Annotated in this window: 16 protein-coding genes and 2 tRNA genes; 12 read left to right on the top strand and 6 right to left on the bottom strand. The window is 44.0% G+C overall.

The window, feature by feature from the left end; translation table 11 throughout:
- Positions 1-52: 52 nt before the first annotated feature.
- Positions 53-129 (top strand) — tRNA-Asp (locus tag PSI23_RS00850).
- 8 nt (positions 130-137) lie between these two features.
- Positions 138-213, top strand: a tRNA-Trp gene (locus PSI23_RS00855).
- 219 nt (positions 214-432) lie between these two features.
- Here the strand turns inward: PSI23_RS00855 and hdfR are convergent.
- A complete protein-coding gene (hdfR, locus tag PSI23_RS00860; protein ID WP_273553290.1) occupies positions 433-1269 on the bottom strand; it encodes an HTH-type transcriptional regulator HdfR in 837 nt (278 codons plus the stop codon).
- Positions 1270-1385: 116 nt separating this feature from the next.
- On the opposite strand from hdfR, the gene PSI23_RS00865 reads away from it, so the two are divergent.
- Positions 1386-1724, top strand: a complete 339-nt coding sequence (locus PSI23_RS00865) for a MaoP family protein (RefSeq protein WP_273553291.1) — start codon at positions 1386-1388, stop codon at positions 1722-1724.
- A gap of 66 nt (positions 1725-1790) precedes the next feature.
- Here PSI23_RS00865 and PSI23_RS00870 read toward each other — a convergent pair whose 3' ends face one another.
- Positions 1791-3317 carry a YifB family Mg chelatase-like AAA ATPase gene (locus PSI23_RS00870; protein ID WP_273553292.1) on the bottom strand — a complete coding sequence of 509 codons (1527 nt, stop codon included), beginning with the start codon at positions 3315-3317 and terminating at the stop codon, positions 1791-1793.
- A gap of 603 nt (positions 3318-3920) precedes the next feature.
- Between PSI23_RS00870 and PSI23_RS00875 the strand changes: the two genes are divergently transcribed.
- The 6 genes from PSI23_RS00875 (at position 3921) to ilvA (ending at position 10510) form a co-directional block, all read left to right on the top strand.
- A complete protein-coding gene (locus PSI23_RS00875; RefSeq protein WP_273553293.1) occupies positions 3921-4016 on the top strand; it encodes an IlvGEDA operon leader peptide in 96 nt (31 codons plus the stop codon).
- Positions 4017-4154: 138 nt separating this feature from the next.
- A complete protein-coding gene (ilvG, locus tag PSI23_RS00880; protein WP_273553294.1) occupies positions 4155-5801 on the top strand; it encodes an acetolactate synthase 2 catalytic subunit in 1647 nt (548 codons plus the stop codon).
- Entirely contained in the window at positions 5798-6055 is a 258-nt protein-coding gene (gene ilvM / locus PSI23_RS00885) for an acetolactate synthase 2 small subunit (RefSeq protein ID WP_273553295.1), read from the top strand. The genes ilvG and ilvM overlap by 4 nt, the downstream gene beginning before the upstream one ends.
- A gap of 24 nt (positions 6056-6079) precedes the next feature.
- Positions 6080-7009 carry a branched-chain amino acid transaminase gene (locus tag PSI23_RS00890; RefSeq protein WP_273553296.1) on the top strand — a complete coding sequence of 310 codons (930 nt, stop codon included), beginning with the start codon at positions 6080-6082 and terminating at the stop codon, positions 7007-7009.
- A gap of 100 nt (positions 7010-7109) precedes the next feature.
- Positions 7110-8960: a dihydroxy-acid dehydratase gene (gene ilvD, locus PSI23_RS00895; RefSeq protein ID WP_273553297.1), complete on the top strand. Its 1851-nt coding sequence runs from the start codon at positions 7110-7112 to the stop codon at positions 8958-8960.
- Between the two features lie 2 nt (positions 8961-8962).
- On the top strand, positions 8963-10510 hold the full coding sequence (gene ilvA / locus PSI23_RS00900; protein ID WP_373567266.1) for a threonine ammonia-lyase, biosynthetic: 1548 nt from the start codon (positions 8963-8965) through the stop codon (positions 10508-10510).
- A 203-nt stretch (positions 10511-10713) separates the two neighbouring features.
- On the opposite strand, the gene ilvY is transcribed toward ilvA, so the two are convergent.
- A complete protein-coding gene (ilvY, locus tag PSI23_RS00905) occupies positions 10714-11595 on the bottom strand; it encodes an HTH-type transcriptional activator IlvY (RefSeq protein ID WP_273553298.1) in 882 nt (293 codons plus the stop codon).
- Positions 11596-11751: 156 nt separating this feature from the next.
- Here ilvY and ilvC point away from each other — a divergent pair, with 156 nt between their 5' ends.
- Positions 11752-13245, top strand: coding sequence for a ketol-acid reductoisomerase (gene ilvC, locus PSI23_RS00910; protein WP_273553299.1), 1494 nt, complete (start codon positions 11752-11754; stop codon positions 13243-13245).
- Between the two features lie 54 nt (positions 13246-13299).
- On the opposite strand, the gene PSI23_RS00915 is transcribed toward ilvC, so the two are convergent.
- A complete protein-coding gene (locus PSI23_RS00915) occupies positions 13300-14415 on the bottom strand; it encodes a histone deacetylase-like amidohydrolase (RefSeq protein ID WP_273553300.1) in 1116 nt (371 codons plus the stop codon).
- A gap of 696 nt (positions 14416-15111) precedes the next feature.
- Between PSI23_RS00915 and rep the strand changes: the two genes are divergently transcribed.
- Entirely contained in the window at positions 15112-17142 is a 2031-nt protein-coding gene (rep, locus tag PSI23_RS00920) for a DNA helicase Rep (protein WP_273553301.1), read from the top strand.
- 72 nt (positions 17143-17214) lie between these two features.
- On the opposite strand, the gene gppA is transcribed toward rep, so the two are convergent.
- Both gppA and rhlB read right to left on the bottom strand, forming a co-directional pair.
- Positions 17215-18723: a guanosine-5'-triphosphate,3'-diphosphate diphosphatase gene (gene gppA / locus PSI23_RS00925; RefSeq protein ID WP_273553302.1), complete on the bottom strand. Its 1509-nt coding sequence runs from the start codon at positions 18721-18723 to the stop codon at positions 17215-17217.
- A gap of 58 nt (positions 18724-18781) precedes the next feature.
- Positions 18782-20065: an ATP-dependent RNA helicase RhlB gene (gene rhlB, locus PSI23_RS00930; RefSeq protein ID WP_273553303.1), complete on the bottom strand. Its 1284-nt coding sequence runs from the start codon at positions 20063-20065 to the stop codon at positions 18782-18784.
- 118 nt (positions 20066-20183) lie between these two features.
- Here rhlB and trxA point away from each other — a divergent pair, with 118 nt between their 5' ends.
- A complete protein-coding gene (gene trxA / locus PSI23_RS00935) occupies positions 20184-20510 on the top strand; it encodes a thioredoxin TrxA (protein ID WP_273553304.1) in 327 nt (108 codons plus the stop codon).
- Positions 20511-20644: the final 134 nt, after the last annotated feature.

The following is a 20644-nucleotide window of genomic DNA, read 5'->3' on the forward strand; positions in this document are numbered from 1 at the left end:
AATTAAACGCCGGTTGCCGGCACAAAAGGCAGCAGGGCTGAAGAAATTCGGTGGTGCGGTAGTTCAGTTGGTTAGAATACCGGCCTGTCACGCCGGGGGTCGCGGGTTCGAATCCCGTCCGCACCGCCACCGTATTTAGGGGCGTAGTTCAATTGGTAGAGCACCGGTCTCCAAAACCGGGTGTTGGGAGTTCGAGTCTCTCCGCCCCTGCCAGTTAACAACTAAGTAATAATTGATATAGCTTTCAGATTAATAGCCCAGCTAATTTTAGCTGGGTTTTTTCTTGTTTGTCATTTTTTACGTGACTCTAACATGTGGCTCTAACTAACATATAGTTTTAATCTCGAATCTCTTTTAATTCTATTCTATTTGTAGCGCTACTCCTTCGCTTGCTATATCACAATCCCTTCCTTTTTACTATAAAAGTCACTCTCAGGCAGTTACAGGTGCTTTCTCAACAGGTATTTTTAATAAGTGCTGGATTAGGGGTTGTTGGTCACTGTTTTGCAACCATACAGCATACAATGGACGTTCTATTAACTTAGTATTAGGAGAGGCAACGAGTTCAGGATATTTCTCTTGCCAGTGTACAGGAAGGAAGGTTGTAGCGTTAACGCTATTCAATAATTCTCTGGCAATATGTGCTGATGTGGTTGTAATGATAGGTGGATGGTCGCTCTTTAAGATTTGTTGTTCTTGCTGATGAAAATCAGCTCCCCATTCCAATTTAATATAATTTTCTACCCCTTTATCAAGATTATGCTGGGTTGTTAATAAAACAAGCTGGATATTACCTATCAACTGGCTTTGAAACTCATCCATTTTGGGCAATTCAGTGGTAATTAACAGATCTAATTCACGAGAATGCAATTGCTTGACTAACGACTGGCGTGTCGAAACTAGAGACTCAATTCTTGTTTCTTGATGGAGTTGATAAAATGTATTTAGCCAGGATGTGAGATAACTTTCCCATAGGGATGCTGTAGCACCAATAGAAAGTTTTATGTGCTGGGCAACATAATTGATTTCTTTCTTCGCCAATTGCCAAGTACTCATTAGTGATTCTGCATAGGGTACCAGACGTTCTCCGGCCGCAGTTAGGCGGATATTATTGCGATGTCGTGTGAATAAATTGGTTCCCAGCTGATTTTCTAGTTGGCGGATCCGAAAGCTAACGGCGGATTGTGTTAAATAAAGCGATTCAGCTGCCCGACCAAAGTGACGAGTCTTACTGACTTCCAAGAAGGTTTTCAGTAATTCAGTGTCCACATGCATCTCCAATAGTTTTTGTCGTTAAGATTTAAATATTTTGTTTTACAGAATGTCAAGCCTCCCTAATACTCCGCGCCATAATTAGTATGACATGAGAGTTAGGAGTGTGTCAGATGGCTGAAAGCTTCATCACGACTAATCGTTTTTTTGATAATAAAAATTATCCACGTGGATTTTCCCGTCATGGTGATTTCACCATCAAAGAGGCTCAATTGCTAGAACGTCATGGTCATGCGTTCAATGAATTGGACCTTGGTAAACGTGAGCCTCAAACAGAAGAAGAAAAACTGTTTGTTTCAGTTTGCCGTGGTGAGCGTGCACCTGCAACGCTAGAGGAAAAGGTATGGGCTAAGTATTTGGTAAAAATTAGCCGTCCAAAACGTTTTCATACTCTTTCAGGCGGAAAACCGCAGATTGATTCTGCAGAGGACTATACCGACTCTGATGATTAATACCATCATTGATATTAATGATCTACGCAAGAGGGGCAAAAATTGCCCCTTTTCTTAATCTATAGCCTATCCAGCTTGTTTCTGTAATTGAATAAGTAGCCTATCCATACTTCGGTAGCTGAGTGCTTCCATAATATCTGGTTTTTCTATTTTTTTTTGTTCTTTTAAGTCTGCGATTGTGCGGGAAACTCTGAGAATTCTGTGCCAGGCACGTATAGATAGCCCTAATTTCAATAACGTATTTTCCAGAAAAACAGCATCTTCTATGCTAATTTTGCAAATATTTTCGGTTTGTTTGCTACTGAGATGGGCATTGATATGTCCACACCGCTCTATTTGTATTCTTCTTGCTCTTGCTACTCGTTTTTTGACTTCCGGACTACTTTCTCCATGTTTTGTCGATGATTGACTCAAAATGCCAGGAGGAAGCAGGGGAACTTCAATAGAGAGATCAAATCGATCTAAAAAAGGGCCTGAAAGTTTGGAAAGGTAGCGCAATACTTGTTGTGGACTACTTCGGTTATGCATCCCTTGGTGATAGCCAGTTGGGCTAGGGTTCATGGCTGCAATCAGTTGAACTTGAGCAGGAAAACAGACTTTTGCCCTAGCGCGGGATATTATTATTTCTCCAGATTCTAATGGTTCACGCAGAGCATCAAGAACACTGCGGTTAAATTCGGGTAATTCGTCTAGAAATAAAACGCCGTTGTGCGCAAGAGAGATTTCTCCTGGCTTAGGTATTGAACCTCCTCCAACAAGAGCTGCCATTGAAGAACTATGGTGAGGGGCTCTAAATGGACGTGTGTGCCATTTTTGAGAATTAATCAACCCTCCGGCTAAGCTATTAATTGCAGCGACGTCCAGAGCCTCCTGATGCGTCAATGGGGGTAATAAGCTACATAATCGGCTAGCAAGCATGGTTTTGCCTGTGCCTGGGGGCCCAAGTAGCAGGAGATTATGTCCGCCAGCGGCTGTGATCTCCAACGCTCGCTTGGCTTGCTCTTGCCCAATAATATCCTGTATATCCAAGACAGATGGTTCGGCTTGTGGTTCAACAGGAGAAGGGGGGGATAAAGCCGTTTTTTCTCCTTGTAAGAAATGACAGACTTGAAGTAAATGGTTTGCTATCAACGTTTCGTTCTGAGACAAAATAGCCAATTCAACCTGGTTTTCTGAGGAGAGGATAAGTTGCCTTCCTGCTTTTTTTGCACTTAATGCGGCGGGAATGGCTCCCATGACTCGCCGTATTTCGCCAGAGAGTGCTAACTCACCTAAAAACTCATAATCATGTAGCTTATCTGTCGTGATTTGCTCCGATGCGGCCAAAATTGCGATAGCGATGGGTAAGTCATATCGCCCCCCTTCTTTGGGAAGATCCGCAGGTGCTAAATTGACGGTAATTCTTTTGGGAGGATAGGTAAAACCACTATTGATTAGAGCACTTCGGACACGATCTCTGGCTTCCTTAACGGTAGTTTCAGGTAAACCAACAAGAGTGAGGCCGGGTAAGCCATTACTGATATGTGCCTCTATCGTGACGATAGGGGAATCAATACCAATGGTTGCCCGTGTATGAATGACGGCAAGTGTCATGATGCTCTCCTTAGCAAGAAAGCTGCTATCATGAATCGATAAAAAATAATAAAAAGTCGCCTTGCGTTATTTTGTGAAAAGGTTCGTAAATATATTTATCGCTATGGCTATATTGAAAATTATTCAGTCGTTTGAATTTTAATAATAACATAATGTTATATATGAATAATCTAACAGGCGGAAGCTCTTATGATAATGAAATCAAGTGATAATGAGTGATATCTTTTGAAAATTATAACTAAATAAAATATATAAAATTAATTTAATAAATCTTGAATCTATATTTTTTCAATGATGGTAACCACGAATCAACAAAGTTGGTTTGGATCGTATTTTTTCCAAATCATATGGATACAGATGATTATCTCATATTTTTATTGTTTTATTTATTAATTATTTTACTAAATAAACAGATGATGATTTTTTCTAAGCTAAAAATGGGTGAATTCTAGTGAATTTATCTGTTTGTTAATTTATCTAAATGAAAAATATAAATAAAAATAATTTTGTTATGAAAAAATAAAAATAATCGTTGTAAACAGTCATAGAAAGTGATAACTCTTAAATATACGTCAAGCATACGAGTTGAAAACGAATAGAATTATGAACACATTTGTCCTAGTGATTAGCCTAATTATTGTGAGCGTGGTGGTGATTATCCCACCGTGCGGGGCTGCACTAGGACGAAGAATGGCTTAGACAGAAGAATAGCCAGACTCCAAAAAACCCCCCGCACCGAAAGGCGCGGGGGTTTTTTTTAGGCTAGACACGTAGAAGCGGGCATAACAAAACATCACAACAGCCAACGATAAGATAAACATAATAGGGGTGACGGCAATGAACGGGGCACAATCGGTTGTAGAGGCATTACGAACACAGGGCGTTGAAAAAGTTTTTGGTTATCCTGGTGGAGCCATAATGCCAGTTTATGATGCGCTGTATGACGGAGGTGTTGAACACATCTTATGCCGCCATGAACAAGGTGCCGTTATGGCTGCAATCGGCTACGCGAGGGCAAGTGGTAAGCCAGGCGTTTGCATTGCGACATCAGGACCTGGAGCGACAAACTTAATCACGGGATTGGCTGACGCATTATTGGATTCTGTCCCTGTTGTAGCCATTACCGGTCAGGTGAGTTCTGAGTTTATGGGAACGGATGCCTTTCAGGAAATCGATATGCTGGGAATGTCTCTTTCTTGTACAAAACACAGCTTTCTTGTTGATTCACTGGAAAAACTACCTCAAATCATAGCCGATGCCTTTACTATTGCCATGAGTGGTCGTCCTGGCCCTGTTCTGGTTGATTTACCAAAAGATATTCAGTTGGCCCAGGGTAATTTTGCACCCTATTTTATACCTACATCCTCTCAATTTTCTCTCCCAAAACAAGAGCTGGAATTGGCTCGTCAATTGTTAGTTTCATCTCGGAAACCTATTTTGTACGTGGGGGGAGGAGTTGGCATGTCTGACGCTGTTCCTGAATTACGTAATTTTGTATCAGAAACAGGTATCCCCGTCGTTTCCACATTGAAAGGTTTGGGAGCGGCTGATTTTGGACATGAATGTTATTTAGGAATGTTAGGGATGCATGGTGCTAAAGCAGCTAATCTTGCCGTTCAATCCTGTGATTTGTTAATTGCTGCTGGTGCGCGTTTTGATGACCGTGTTACCGGGAAGCTGAATACCTTTGCACCTAATGCCAAAGTTATTCATTTGGATATTGACCCCGTTGAATTCAATAAATTACGCCAAACTCACGTTTCATTATTGGGCGATTTAAAAACTCTGTTGCCTCATTTACAGCAATCCTTATCGATCCAGGCCTGGCAGCAAGAAATCAAACAATTAAAAAATGAACATGCATGTCGTTATGACTATCAAGGCGAAAGTATTTATGCTCCGCTGCTGTTGAAGCAGGTTTCTGACCGCACCTCGCCCAGTACCGTTATCACAACCGATGTCGGGCAACATCAAATGTGGGCTGCCCAGCACATGACTTTTAGTCAGCCAGAGAATTTCATCACATCAAGTGGATTAGGAACGATGGGATTCGGTATTCCAGCGGCGATTGGTGCTCAGATGGCGCGCCCGGAAGATATGGTTATCTGCATATCTGGCGATGGCTCTTTCATGATGAATGTTCAGGAGTTGGGCACCATTAAACGTAAGCAATTGCCGGTCAAACTGATCTTATTGGATAACCAGAGATTGGGTATGGTTCGTCAGTGGCAAGAATTGTTTTTTGACAAGCGTTATAGCGAAACAATCTTAACTGATAATCCTGATTTCCTTACGTTGGCGCAGGCCTTTGGTATTCCAGGGCAAAGAATTACTGATAAAGCACAAGTGAATGAAGCCTTGGATGCTTTGTTCAATAGCGAGGGCGCGTATTTATTACACGTGTCTATTGATGAATTAGAGAATGTCTGGCCCTTGGTTCCACCAGGCGCAAGCAACGAAACTATGTTGGAGAAGCCATTATGATACAGCATCAACTTGCTATTAAGGCGCGGTCTTGCCCTGAGATTTTGGAACGGATCCTGAGGGTTACCCGCCATCGCGGATTCCAGATATATGCATTGAATATGGATCATATAACAGATAGTGATAATGTAAATATTGAACTCACCGTGACTAGTCAGCGTCCAGTTAATTTACTTTTTTCCCAATTGATGAAATTGGTGGATGTTGCTGGTGTCGAGATCAAACATAAAGAATCACAATTGATAAGCGCATAGTGCGCCATTGAAGGAAAACTGAGAATGACAAAGCAAGCTGATTATATTTGGTTCAATGGGGAAATGGTGCCTTGGGCAGATGCCAACGTTCACGTTATGTCCCATGCTCTACATTATGGGACTTCAGTATTTGAAGGAATTCGTTGCTATGACTCCCACAAAGGGCCGGTTGTTTTTCGTCATCGTGAACATATGCGGCGCTTGCATGACTCAGCCAAAATTTACCGTTTTCCAGTGAACCAAAGTGTTGATGAATTGATGGAAGCTTGCCGCGAAACACTCCGTAAAAATAAATTAGTCAGTGCTTACATTCGTCCATTGGTATTTGTGGGTAATGTTGGAATGGGCGTAAACCCACCTGCTGGTTATAAAACAGACGTTATTATTGCAGCTTTCCCGTGGGGGGCTTATCTTGGTGAGGAAGCCTTGGAGCAGGGCATTGATGCGATGGTTTCTTCATGGAATCGCATGGCCGCAAATACGATCCCTACAGGTGCAAAAGCGGGTGGAAATTACCTCTCTTCTTTGCTGGTGGGAAGCGAAGCGCGACGCCATGGTTATCAGGAAGGTATTGCACTGGATGTTCATGGCTATATTTCAGAAGGTGCGGGCGAAAATTTATTTGAAGTGAAGGATGGAATTCTATTCACTCCTCCATTTACTTCATCTGCTCTGCCGGGGATCACTCGTGATGCCATCATCAAGCTGGCACAGGATCTTGGTCTGGAAGTTCGTGAACAAGCACTTTCTCGTGAATCGCTTTATTTAGCGGATGAAGTCTTCATGACAGGAACTGCTGCGGAGATCACTCCGGTTCGTGGCGTAGATGGCATTCAGGTTGGTATCGGCAAACGTGGTCCAATTACCAAAAAAATCCAAAGCGCGTTCTTTGGCTTATTTGATGGTACAACAGAAGATAAATGGGGTTGGTTAGATCCTATTAATCCCGAATAAAAAATATAAAACCAACAGGCGATCGTTCCTCGCCTGTTTTGATTATTGAAGATAATTATTATTAAAGCTAATTGATAAGACAGACTTGGGAGTAAAAACAATGCCTAGATATCGTTCTGCCACGACGACGCATGGTCGCAATATGGCGGGAGCCCGTGCTTTATGGCGAGCCACGGGTATGACTGATGCAGATTTTGGAAAGCCTATTATTGCGGTTGTTAACTCATTCACACAGTTCGTGCCAGGGCATGTACATCTGCGTGATCTTGGCAAACTGGTGGCAGAACAGATTGAGGCATCAGGTGGTGTTGCGAAAGAGTTCAATACCATCGCTGTTGATGATGGTATCGCAATGGGGCATGGTGGCATGCTCTATTCATTGCCTTCGCGTGAGCTAATAGCTGACTCGGTGGAATACATGGTCAATGCTCACTGTGCTGATGCGATGGTGTGCATTTCCAACTGTGACAAAATCACTCCAGGAATGTTGATGGCATCGCTGCGCTTGAATATTCCGGTTATTTTTGTTTCTGGTGGCCCAATGGAGGCGGGTAAAACACGATTATCCGAGCAACTTATCAAACTGGATTTGGTCGATGCCATGATTCAGGGGGCCAATCCAAATGTCAGTGATGAACAGAGCGAGCAAATTGAACGTTCGGCGTGTCCGACATGTGGTTCTTGTTCTGGTATGTTTACGGCGAATTCGATGAATTGTCTAACTGAAGCGCTTGGACTTTCACAGCCGGGCAATGGTTCCCTGCTCGCTACACATGCGGATCGTAAGGCCCTGTTTATCAATGCTGGCAAACGCATTGTTGAACTGACTAAACGCTATTATGAACAGAATGATGATAGTGCTCTCCCGCGTAATATTTCGACCAAAGCGGCCTTCGAAAATGCCATGACATTGGATATTGCGATGGGCGGTTCGACTAACACTGTTCTGCATCTGCTGGCTGCTGCTCAAGAAGGTGAAATTGACTTCACTATGGCGGATATTGATCGTCTGTCTCGCCAAGTGCCTCACCTGTGTAAAGTTGCTCCGAGTACTCAGAAATATCATATGGAAGATGTGCACCGTGCTGGTGGTGTGGTGGGAATTCTTGGTGAGCTTGATCGCGCAGGGCTTTTGCATCGTGATGTGAAAAATGTTTTGGGTTTGGATTTGCCACAAACGTTGGCCCAGTACGACATCATGCTGACAGAAGATGAAAGTGTTAAGAGCATGTATTCAGCGGGGCCAGCAGGAATTCGCACCACACAAGCCTTCTCACAGAATTGTCGCTGGCCATCGCTGGATACTGATCGCGAAGCAGGATGTATTCGTGAGCGCACTCATGCTTACAGTCAGGATGGTGGGCTGGCAGTTTTATTTGGCAACATTGCAATAGATGGCTGCATAGTGAAAACAGCAGGTGTTGATGCAGAAATTCTGATTTTCCGAGGCCCAGCTAAAGTTTACGAGAGTCAGGAAGATGCAGTAGAAGCCATTCTTGGTGGAAAAATAGTGGCAGGTGACGTGGTTGTCATTCGCTATGAAGGGCCGAAAGGTGGCCCAGGTATGCAGGAAATGCTCTATCCCACTACGTATTTAAAATCCATGGGGTTGGGGAAAAGTTGTGCATTGATTACGGATGGACGTTTCTCTGGAGGAACATCGGGGTTATCCATTGGACACGTATCTCCAGAAGCGGCAAATGGTGGTTTGATTGGGCTGATTCATGACGGCGATATCATCAATATTGATATTCCAAACCGTAAAATTCAGTTGGATGTTACTAAAAACGAACTTGCAGAACGTACACAGGCTGAATTATCTCGCGGAGATAAGGCGTGGACACCTAAGTCCCGTGAGCGTCAGGTTTCTTTTGCATTACGGGCTTATGCTTCCTTGGCGACTAGCGCTGACAAAGGCGCAGTACGTGATAAAACCAAACTGGGGAGCTGATTGTGGCAGTTTATCCTCTTAATACGGAACCCAAAGGAGCGGAATATCTCAAGGCCGCATTGAGTGCGCCGGTTTATGATGTTGCTCAAGTCACTCCTTTACAGGAAATGAAAAAAATCTCGGCTCGTTTAGGCAATACTATTTTGGTTAAACGTGAAGATCGCCAGTTGGTGCATAGTTTCAAATTGCGCGGTGCGTACGCGATGATTGCTGGTTTGACGGAAGAGCAAAAAAACAAAGGCGTGATTACGGCTTCCGCAGGCAACCATGCACAAGGTGTTGCATTATCGGCCAATAAGATTGGCATAAAAGCGACGATTGTGATGCCGATAGCAACAGCGGATATTAAAGTCGATGCAGTTCGCAATTTTGGTGGAGAGGTTTTGTTGCATGGTGCGAATTTCGATGAAGCGAAGGCAAAAGCAATCGAAATGGCAAAAGAACACAGTTACACTTTTGTGCCACCATTTGACCATCCTGTCGTCATTGCAGGTCAGGCTACACTGGCGATGGAGTTGCTACAGCAGGATGTTCATCTTGATCGCATTTTTGTTCCCGTTGGCGGTGGTGGCTTGATTGCGGGGGTTGCCGTTCTCATCAAACAGCTTTTACCCGAAATAAAAATCATTGGAGTAGAAGCCGAAGACTCTGCTTGTTTGAAAGCAGCACTGGAGGCCGGGCATCCGGTTGATTTGCCAAGAGTTGGATTATTTGCGGAAGGTGTGGCAGTCAAACGCATTGGCGATGAAACGTTTCGTTTATGCCAGCAATATGTTGATGATGTCATTATGGTGGACAGTGATGCTATCTGTGCCGCCATGAAAGATATTTTTGAAGATGTCAGGGCGATTGCAGAACCTTCTGGTGCGTTAGCACTGGCAGGCTTGAAAAAATATATCCAGCAACATCAGATTCAGGGAGAGCGGTTGGCGCATATTCTTTCTGGTGCCAATGTGAATTTTCATGGGTTGCGTTACGTTTCAGAACGCTGTGAGCTTGGGGAGCAACGCGAAGCCTTGCTGGCGGTGACTATTCCTGAACAAAAGGGAAGTTTCTTGCAATTTTGCCAGATACTGGGTACTCGCGTCGTGACTGAATTCAGTTATCGTTATTCGGGTGCAACAGATCCAAACCAAGCCTGTATTTTTGTTGGTATCAGATTGAGCAGGGGAAATGCTGAGCGTTGTGAAATCATTGAAGAGTTAAAATCATCGGGATATCAAGTTGCTGATTTTACTGATGATGAAATGGCAAAGTTACACGTGCGTTACATGATCGGAGGCAGGCCATCCAAACCATTGCAGGAGCGGTTGTTTAGTTTTGCCTTTCCTGAATCTCCGGGGGCTTTGCTGAAATTTTTGCAGACACTGGGAACTTATTGGAATATTACTCTGTTTCATTACCGTAGCCACGGCACGGATTATGGGCGTGTATTGGCTGCTTTTGAACTTTCAGGGCCAGAAGTGCGTTTTGATCGCCATTTGGATGCGCTGGGCTATGAATATCATGATGAAACTGATAATTCCTCATTTAAATTATTTTTGACTTAAGCAATAATATAGTAAAGTAATAAAAAGCAAAATAGCCTCTTGTTATATGGAGGTATTTTGCTGATTTTATTCTATTTTTTCTGTAATAAGCGATGATGTTGGCATTATCTTTTCTACTACTTTTCCTATTATATCCGTTGTCTTTCAAGTTGCAGCTTTGTTGGCTGCATCTTGAAAGACAACGGATATATAAGATTTCCAAATTACAAAAGTTCCCAGAATGCTTTAACTAATGGTTCATTCAAGCGCTTACTCAACGTACAGACACCCAATTCAAATGGCTCGACCAGTGAGATATTTTCCAGTAGTGAGATACGGTTGCGCACAGGTTCAGGGCTATTTTCGACAACAACCGCAGGGATTAGCGCAATCCCACAGCCTAGTGCCACCATGGAAACTATCGCTTCATGACCGGAAACTGTCGCGTAAATTACGGGGTGCAGGATCTTATGCCGACGGAACCAAAACTCAATGCGTTTGCGGGAGGGGCCGTGCTCGGGCAGAATAAATGGGATGCTATTCCAGTCGGGGGATTCCTGTGTAGCGAGGGTTCTCACGGCGCAAGGCAGTGAGGGCGCAATCAGTACCAGCGGTACTTCACCTATTTTGGTAAAACGGACATTATCAGGTAGTTTTTCCGGCTTGCCTGCAATACCCAAATCTGCTGCATCAGATTGAACTTTATCAACGGCATCAGCGGCATCTCCTGTTGTCAGCTTGATTTCCACCAAGGGATGCTCTGCCCGAAATTTATCTAAGACTTGTGGCAGGTGGCTATACGCAGCCGTGACCGAACAGAATAGCCGTAACTCTCCTGTCAGTGATGGACTTTGGTGGTTTAATGAATGCTGTAGCTGCTTATATTGCAGGAGGGTTTGCTGAGCAAATTGTTTGAGTTGTTCACCAGCGGAGGTTAATTTTACTGTTCGGTTATCTCGCAGAAAAAGCGGGTGCCCTAATAATTCCTCAAGGCGTTGGATTTGGCGTGAAAGCGTGGATGGACTGACGTGCATGGCCTTGGCTGAGCGCCCAAAGTGACAACTTTCCGCAAGGTGTAAAAATAGTTTTAAATCACGTAGATCCATCGTTTGAGGCCTTTTGCCTAGAGAGTTTTTGCCGTGAGAAAGCTTGTTGCATTATCTGCAATATAATCTTGTTAATATATCAATTTAAGCAATAGCTTTCATATCATATATTGTCTGTATGCAAACAACCTCACATCTAATTATATCGGAGTCACCATGGCTAATTATTTTGATACGTTGAATTTGCGCCAGCAATTGGCGCAATTAGGCAAATGTCGTTTTATGGCGCGGGAAGAATTTGCTGACGAAGCAGGGTATTTAAAAGGCAAAAAAGTGGTGATCGTTGGCTGTGGTGCGCAAGGGCTAAACCAAGGTCTCAATATGCGTGACTCCGGTTTAGATATAGCTTATGCGCTACGCAAAGAAGCGATTGATGAAAAACGACCATCATGGCGTAAGGCAACCGAAAATGGTTTCATAGTTGGCAATTATGAAGAGTTAATTCCACAGGCCGATTTGGTTATCAACCTGACGCCAGATAAGCAGCATTCTGCGGTGGTTCAGGCGGTTCAACCCCTGATGAAAGAAGGCGCTGCGCTGGGTTATTCCCACGGTTTCAACATTGTCGAAGTGGGTGAGCAGGTGCGCAAAGATATTACCGTTGTGATGGTTGCCCCTAAGTGCCCGGGTACGGAAGTTAGCGAAGAGTATAAGCGCGGATTTGGTGTACCTACCTTGATTGCTGTACATCCAGAAAATGATGCAAAAGGTGAAGGGATGGCGATCGCGAAAGCGTGGGCCGCTGCAACAGGGGGACATCGGGCAGGCGTACTGGAATCTTCTTTCGTGGCAGAAGTTAAATCTGACCTGATGGGAGAGCAAACCATTTTATGTGGCATGTTACAGGCTGGTTCTCTGTTGTGCTATGACCAATTGGTTGCTGATGGCACTGAACCGGGATATGCAGGGAAATTAATCCAATTTGGTTGGGAAACTATCACTGAAGCCTTGAAGCAGGGCGGTATTACGCTGATGATGGATCGTCTTTCCAATCCGGCGAAGCTACGTGCTTATGCTCTTTCTGAGCAATTGAAAGTGATTTTGGCTCCGTTGTTCCAGAAACATATGGATGACATCATTTCTGGTGAATTCTCTTCCACTATGATGGCTGACTGGGCTAATGACGATAAAAATCTGCTGACTTGGCGTGAAGAAACGGGCAAAACACCGTTTGAGAATTACCCAGACGGTAATGGTAACGTCAACAACGGTAATATCAGCGAGCAGGAATATTTTGACCACGGCGTGTTGATGATTGCAATGGTTAAGGCTGGGGTTGAGCTGGCATTCGAAACTATGGTGGATACCGGTATTATTGAAGAATCTGCTTATTACGAATCTCTGCACGAATTGCCGCTGATTGCGAATACCATTGCTCGCAAGCGTCTGTATGAGATGAACGTGGTAATTTCTGATACGGCAGAATATGGTAACTATCTGTTCTCTTACATTGCAGTTCCACTGTTGAAAGAGAAATTCATGGCGACTCTGCAAGCAGGAGATTTAGGAAAATCAGTTGCAGATCGTGGTATTGACAATGCGCAGTTACGTGATGTGAATGAAGCGATTCGTAACCATCCGATTGAAGTTATCGGCCGTACTTTGCGTGGTTATATGACGGACATGAAACGCATAGCTGTCGGTGGCTAATATGCTGTTTATCCTGCCCGAAATTATTTTATCGGGCAGGTATATCTTTAATCCTTACAGATCAAATTTCAGTTTCAGTTCATCAAGAGCTTGCCGCTGAAATGCTTCAAATCGTTCTTTCGGTTGCTGCAATTTGATCAAGTTCAGTACGGGATCGTTAACTTCAGTACGAATGCCGCTTAATTCCTCCATGACGGCTAATCCACAGAAAGGTACATAGGCTTCGGAATAACCCCCTTCGTGAACAATGACTAATTTGCCATGACACAGTTCATCGGCAGCCTGTTGTACCTTGCGGGTCATTTCACGGAAACTGTCACTGTGCAACTGCATCCGTGCCAGAGGGTCAAACGCATTGGCATCATAGCCGCAAGCAACGATGATCAGTTCTGGTTGGTAACGCCGTAGTGCAGGGAGCACAATCTGATCCATGGCATAGAGATAATTATTGTGTCCAGCACCCGCCATCAATGGGATATTGATATTGAAACCTTTCCCTTTGCCAGCGCCGATATCTTCCTCACCACTGTAGCCTTCGGGATAACAGCCATCTTGATGCAGTGAAATTGTCAAAACATCGTCACGTTCCCAGAATATATGCTGTGTACCATTACCGTGGTGAACATCCCAGTCAATGACGGCAACCCGACCAACGCCAAGCTGCTCTTTGGCGTACTCAACGGCGAGGGCAATGTTGGCAAGGAAACAGAATCCCATCGCTCGATCTGGCAGGCAGTGATGTCCGGGAGGACGTGAAAGGCTGTAAGCGTTATCTAATTCACCTTGTAACACGGCTTTTACTGCAGCATAGGTGAGTCCGGCGGACAATTTGGCGATTTCATAACTACCTTGTCCCATTGGCGCTTCAGATCCCAACATCCCTCCACCATTATCACTCATGGACTTAAAACGCTGTAAATACTCTTCGGTATGAACTAGTCTTAATGCTGTATCATCAAGAGGCTCAGCACTACGCAGTTGCAGTGAGCGGCTTAAACCTGATACATCCATTAAATTTTTCATTCTGCGTTTAGTTTCTGGTGATTCTGCGTGTCCTGCACTGCTCGGTGGTTGTATCCATCCCCCAACGGGAAATACGGCTACATGTGGTAACCCAGAGTTATGCCAGAAACAAAGTTCATCAAAGAAAAAGCCTGTCTTACGTAACATATTACATCCTCTTTGAACCCCTTTATCTTTCAAGCTGCAATTTGAAATCTATTGGGTATATTGATTGTGTGTCAGTAGCTGTGTGTCAATAAACGTAATGATTGCTATAACCTTAATGAGGTTAAACAGACTCCATATATTCTAATTACAGTAGAATCAATATTGATATATTTAGCCTGAATAATTTAGATTAATTTAAAAAAATTATCTTTGTGATTTATCACATAGATTAATAATAAATGAGTGTTCTTGATATGATGATCTGATATTTATATGAAAAGCCTAAAGATGATATTATCGGCTGCTACCCAGCAAGGTAATGAATAATATATGATTTGACTCTCTACTTTTCCAGTTTGTTTGAATGCACGGTAAAATATCATAAATAACAAATGGATGGGTGATGTTGTGACTACTGCTATTGATTGATGTTTATTTATGTGAAGGGTAACAAAGAAGATGAATGTAGACAGGATACTGTAAAGAGGTATTTTTTCAGTTTCTTATTCGCCCATTAAAAATAAAATGTACTACAATCATTATGAGTCCTATCTTAAGAAGTCATCTATATTGATGCGTTTTTTTCATTCCATTTTGAAATAATTCACTGATGTAAAGAAAACCGCCTAGTCAGCTTTGCTTTCTGTTACAATTCCGTTCCCCGATCTTTCATTCTGATATAGTTTTTAGAACAGTATGCGATTAAATCCAAGCCAACAACAAGCGGTTGAATTTGTAACAGGGCCTTGTCTGGTTCTGGCGGGTGCTGGCTCTGGCAAGACCCGAGTGATCACCAATAAAATTGCCCACCTGATCCGCGCTTGCGGTTATCAGGCCCGCCATATTGCAGCAGTCACTTTTACTAATAAAGCGGCACGTGAGATGAAAGAACGTGTTGCCCAAACCTTGGGCCGTAAGGAAACACGAGGGTTGATGATCTCGACTTTCCATACCTTGGGTTTGGAGATCGTTAAGCGTGAATATAAAGCGCTGGGAATGAAAAGCAATTTTTCACTGTTTGATGACCAAGATCAGATGGCTTTGTTGAAAGATCTCACAGCCGATTTGTTGGAAGAAGATAAGGATCTGCTGAAAAAACTGATTGCAAGCATTTCTAATTGGAAGAATGACTTAATGTTACCAGAGCAGGTGATGAGGATGGCTCGCTCAGCGCAGGAGCACCAGTTTGCAGAGTGTTATCGTCGCTATGACCTACATCTGAATAGTTGTAATGTGCTTGATTTTGATGATCTGATTACTAAACCAACTTTGCTGTTAATGCGCGATGAAGAAGTCAGGGAGCGCTGGCAGAATAAAATTCGTTACTTGCTGGTGGACGAATATCAGGATACGAACACTAGTCAGTATCAGCTTGTTAAATTGTTGGTTGGTAGTCGAGTACGTTTTACGGTAGTTGGTGATGACGATCAGTCCATTTATTCATGGCGTGGTGCTCGCCCACAGAACTTGATCCTATTGAAAGAAGATTTCCCGCAGTTGAATGTGATTAAGCTGGAGCAGAATTACCGTTCATCAGGGCGGATATTGAAAGCGGCAAATATTCTGATAGCTAACAATCCCCATGTTTTTGAGAAAAAACTTTTTTCAGAGTTGGGTTATGGTGATCCACTTAGAGTGATCGAAGCAAATAATGAAGATCATGAAGCAGAGCGGGTAGTGGGAGAGTTGATTGCTCACCACTTTATCAATAAAACGGAATATAAAGATTACGCCATTTTATATCGTGGTAATCACCAATCTCGTATCTTCGAAAAAATGTTGATGCAGAACCGTATTCCTTACCGGATTTCGGGAGGAACATCATTCTTTTCTCGGCCTGAAATTAAAGATTTGCTCTCTTACTTGCGTGTTTTGACCAATCCAGAGGATGATAGTGCATTTTTGCGTATCGTCAATACACCACGGCGGGAAATCGGTGCTGTAACGATCCAAAAATTGGGTGGGTGGGCGAATCAGCGTAACAAGAGTTTATATCAAGCCAGTTTTGATCTTGGGCTGGAGCAGTATTTAAGTGGACGAGGTCTGGCTGCATTGCAGCGCTTTACCCACTGGATGGACGAAATATCCCGCCAGGCAGAACGAAAACCATTGCTGGCAGTAAGAGACTTATTGCGTGGCATGGATTACGAAAGCTGGTTATATGAAACTTCTCCCAGCCCAAAAGCGGCTGAGATGAGAATGAAGAACGTCAATCAACTCTTCACTTGGATGAGTGAAATGCTTGAGGGAGATGACCTGAATGAACCAATGACCCTTTCCCAAGTAGTGGCGCGTTTTACATTGCGGGACATGCTGGAGAGAGGTGAGGAAGATGAAGAGTTAGATCAAGTTCAGTTGATGACATTACACGCTTCCAAGGGGCTGGAGTTTCCCTATATTTTCTTGGTTGGCATGGAAGAAGGATTGTTGCCACATCCGACCAGCATTGATGAAGACAACATTGAGGAAGAACGTCGTTTGGCTTATGTGGGTATCACCCGTGCACAGAGAGAACTTTTTTTCACTCTTAGCAAAGAACGTCGCCAATTTGGTGAACTTATTCGTCCGGAACCGAGCCGATTCTTGCTTGAATTGCCACAGGATGATTTGCACTGGCCGCAGAGTAAGCGAGTGATTAGTGCGGAAGAAAGGATGATACAGGGGCAATCGCGCCTTGCTGACATTAAATCACGTTTGGGACTCGGACAGAAAAACGGTAATAAATAAGTTGTACGATTAGCACGATGATAACCCTGCATTTGTGGATAAATGCAGGGGATGCAGGGAATAAAGTAAACTTCAGTCCAAACGAGAGTTATTTTGTTCCTCAAAGAACAACAACCATTGGACATAACTCTGCCACTTCATTTCCTGCTGTAATGTTTCAGTTCTGAGTGGGTGTTTCATCTGCCATTGATGGGGTAAGGTGATAATGAGAGTCTCATTTTCCACCTGTAACCGCAAAGCTGGCAATGTGTTATCCCGTCGGCGGCTGGCGAAAATAATTGCCAGCCGTAATAAGCGGCATAACCGCTGCGCCTGTAGCGGTCGCACGGCATTTTGCTGACTGAGCGATGCTAAATCCACTGGGCCGCTTTGATTTTTCAATAACGTAGTCAGCAGTCGTTTTTGGGCCGGAGTATAACCAGGCAGATCCAAGTGACTGATTAAATAAGCAGAATGTGCAGGCCCCTGACGAAAATCAACAAACAGGCCTATTTCATGGAGCAAACATGCACTGTTCAATAACTCACGACAGCGCTCGTCCAATTTCCATGGCTTGGCAATTTGTTGGCAAAAATTTTCAGCCAACTGTTTGACACGCTGTGCTTGCTCAATATCCACTTGAAAACGTTGCTGAATATTTCGCAGGGTTCTTGCACGAATATCCTGTTCAATCGGCAAATCCAACATCCCGTAAACCAGACCTTCACGCAGCGCGCCACCTGCCAATATCATGCTTTCGATATTCAATGCTTGAAACACGGCAATTAAGATTGCTAATCCACTTGGAAAAACCAATGCCCGCTCCCGTGTCAACCCATCGATTTCCAACTCTTCCAACTTGCCGCACTCAATCACCTGATGCTTGAGTTGCTGGAGCTTGGGGAGGGTGATCAGTTCATCCATACCTTGAGCAATCATAATTTCCTGCAAGGCCTGCACTGTGCCGGAAGCACCCACACAAATTTTCCAGCCTTGCTCAAGCAGCTTAGTAGTGACAGAGCCGAGAATATCATGTGCGGCAGCTTCTGCGTTGGCAAAGTTTTCTTCTGTCAGGCTGCGATCATTGAAATAACGTTCCAGCCAGGTGACACAGCCCATTTCAAGGCTAAAGAGCTGATTGGCTTTGGCTCCGACACCGTTTACCAATTCGGTACTGGCACCGCCAATATCTACGACAAGTCGATTTTCAGGCCCGCCAGTAGTGTGAGCAACACCTCGATAAATTAACTGAGCTTCTTCTTCACCATGGATCACATTGATTGGGGTGCCCAATATCTCTGAGGCTTTCCTGACAAATTCATCCGAATTTTCTGCGAGTCTCAAGGTTGCTGTAGCAACAACGCGGATCTGCGTGGCAGGGATATCCTGCAAATATTCGGAAAAGAGGCGCAAACATTGCCATCCCCGTTCCATTGCCTGTTGTGATAAATGGTTATTTTGATCCAATCCGGCAGCCAGCCTGACTTTGCGTTTGATGCGGGTGACGACTTGAATGCTGCCGGATACTTCACGGACAACCAGCATATGAAAACTGTTTGAGCCTAAATCGATAGCCACATAAAGCGAAGAAGCACTCAGCATAGTATTTATTCCGGCTTGTGTTATTTCAGCATCGTATTATTTCATCTGTTGCATCATTTTAGCTTGGGCGCTTACGGTTGCGCGTTGCATTACCACGGCGTGGTATGCTGGTACGCCGAGGGTGTCCCCCTGAGCGAGCACGATTACGGCGCTTAGGTATAGGCAGATCGTTTAGCAGTGCATCACTATTATATTTACTGACAGGTATCTGGTGCTGGATATATTCTTCAATGCCCGGTAAGTTCAGCACATACTCTTCACATGCCAGGCTGATGGAATGTCCACTTTCTCCAGCACGACCTGTCCGACCAATCCGGTGGACATAATCTTCACAGTCATCCGGTAGATCATAGTTAAATACGTGTGTCACAGATGAGATATGAAGCCCACGAGCGGCAACATCAGTGGCAACCAGAATATCCAGATTACCCTGACTGAATTCCTCAAGAATACGCAGACGTTTTTTCTGCGCTACATCACCGGTCAATAGACCAACACGATGACCATCGGCAGCCAAATGGGCCCAGATATCTTCACAGCGGTGCTTGGTATTGGCAAAAATGATGCAGCGATCAGGCCATTCTTCTTCCAGCAGAGTCTGTAGCAGGCGCATTTTTTCTTCATTGGAAGGATAAAATAGCTCTTCCTGGATACGGTGTCCTGTTTTTTGCAGAGGTTCTACTTCCACATATTCAGGATTATTCATCTGTTCAAAAGCAAGTTCACGTACTCGGTAAGACAGAGTTGCGGAAAACAGCAAATTCATTCTTTCTGCGGCAGTAGGGAGTCGGCGGAACAACCAGCGAATATCTTTGATAAAGCCCAAGTCATACATGCGATCAGCTTCATCAAGCACAACAACCTGAATGGCACCAAGATGGATATGGCCCTGTTTTGTGTAATCGATCAGGCGTCCTGTTGTACCAACCACGATATTGACGCCAGCTGCCAGTACCTTCAGCTGCTTATCATAACCATCGCCGCCGTAAGCAAGACCCATTTTCAACCCAGTGATTTTCGCCAATCCTTCTGCGTCAGAGTATATCTGAACTGCCAATTCACGGGTAGGTGCCATAATCAGCGCTCTTGGCTGATTGGTTTTATGCTCTTTTGAAGCAGGATGAGTCAATAAATAATTAAAAGTAGATGCCAGAAATGCCAGCGTCTTGCCCGTTCCGGTTTGTGCTTGCCCCGCAACATCTCGGCCTTCGACAGTAAAAGGCAATGTCAGCGCCTGTATCGGCGTGCAGTTGGAAAACCCATTTTTATCAAGGGCTTCTAATACTTTGGGGTGCAATGTGAAGTCGGAAAACTTCTTTTCTGTCAAATGTGTTTTGCTCATAGTGAGGTAGAATATCAGTTAACTATTGCTTTAAGAAAGTGTATCCGCTGAAATAAAGACACCCTTTGTTGATCAATGTACACTTACACTGTAAAAAATTTTACTCTTGGAGCAAAAAATGAATGCAAATATTATCCATCTAACTGATGCTGGTTTTGAAAATGATGTACTGAAAGCCGAGGGCCCTGTTCTCGTTGATTTCTGGGCTGAATGGTGTGGCCCTTGCAAAATGATTGCCCCTATTCTGGATGAAATTGCCGCAGAATACGCAGGAAAACTGACTATTGGCAAGTTGAACGTTGATGATAACCCAGCAACAGCCCCAGAATACGGTATTCGTGGTATCCCAACACTGATTCTGTTTAAAGGTGGTGAGAAGGTTGCAGTAAAAGTGGGGGCTTTGTCAAAAACTCAACTGAAAGAGTTTTTGGAACCACACCTCTAATTTAGAGTCAGGTCACAGGAATTACGGGCGTTTAGCGTATGAGGTGATTTATCCGATTGACCGCTAGACGTCTGCTACGAAGCGTGGTAAGTTAGCAACTATGTGCTTATATGAAGCTTCGCTTGCGTGAATTC

This window comes from Xenorhabdus yunnanensis, assembly GCF_028598805.1.
Classification (GTDB): Bacteria; Pseudomonadota; Gammaproteobacteria; order Enterobacterales; family Enterobacteriaceae; genus Xenorhabdus; species Xenorhabdus yunnanensis.

Bases quoted from the DNA above. Each gene is read 5' to 3' on its own strand.
- PSI23_RS00865 (WP_273553291.1), top strand. From the start codon at position 1,386: ATGGCTGAAAGCTTCATCACGACTAATCGTTTTTTTGATAATAAAAAT.
- PSI23_RS00870 (WP_273553292.1), bottom strand. From the start codon at position 3,317: ATGACACTTGCCGTCATTCATACACGGGCAACCATTGGTATTGATTCC.
- PSI23_RS00875 (WP_273553293.1), top strand. From the start codon at position 3,921: ATGAACACATTTGTCCTAGTGATTAGCCTAATTATTGTGAGCGTGGTG.
- ilvG (WP_273553294.1), top strand. From the start codon at position 4,155: ATGAACGGGGCACAATCGGTTGTAGAGGCATTACGAACACAGGGCGTT.
- ilvM (WP_273553295.1), top strand. From the start codon at position 5,798: ATGATACAGCATCAACTTGCTATTAAGGCGCGGTCTTGCCCTGAGATT.
- PSI23_RS00890 (WP_273553296.1), top strand. From the start codon at position 6,080: ATGACAAAGCAAGCTGATTATATTTGGTTCAATGGGGAAATGGTGCCT.
- ilvD (WP_273553297.1), top strand. From the start codon at position 7,110: ATGCCTAGATATCGTTCTGCCACGACGACGCATGGTCGCAATATGGCG.
- ilvY (WP_273553298.1), bottom strand. From the start codon at position 11,595: ATGGATCTACGTGATTTAAAACTATTTTTACACCTTGCGGAAAGTTGT.
- ilvC (WP_273553299.1), top strand. From the start codon at position 11,752: ATGGCTAATTATTTTGATACGTTGAATTTGCGCCAGCAATTGGCGCAA.
- PSI23_RS00915 (WP_273553300.1), bottom strand. From the start codon at position 14,415: ATGTTACGTAAGACAGGCTTTTTCTTTGATGAACTTTGTTTCTGGCAT.
- rep (WP_273553301.1), top strand. From the start codon at position 15,112: ATGCGATTAAATCCAAGCCAACAACAAGCGGTTGAATTTGTAACAGGG.
- gppA (WP_273553302.1), bottom strand. From the start codon at position 18,723: ATGCTGAGTGCTTCTTCGCTTTATGTGGCTATCGATTTAGGCTCAAAC.
- rhlB (WP_273553303.1), bottom strand. From the start codon at position 20,065: ATGAGCAAAACACATTTGACAGAAAAGAAGTTTTCCGACTTCACATTG.
- trxA (WP_273553304.1), top strand. From the start codon at position 20,184: ATGAATGCAAATATTATCCATCTAACTGATGCTGGTTTTGAAAATGAT.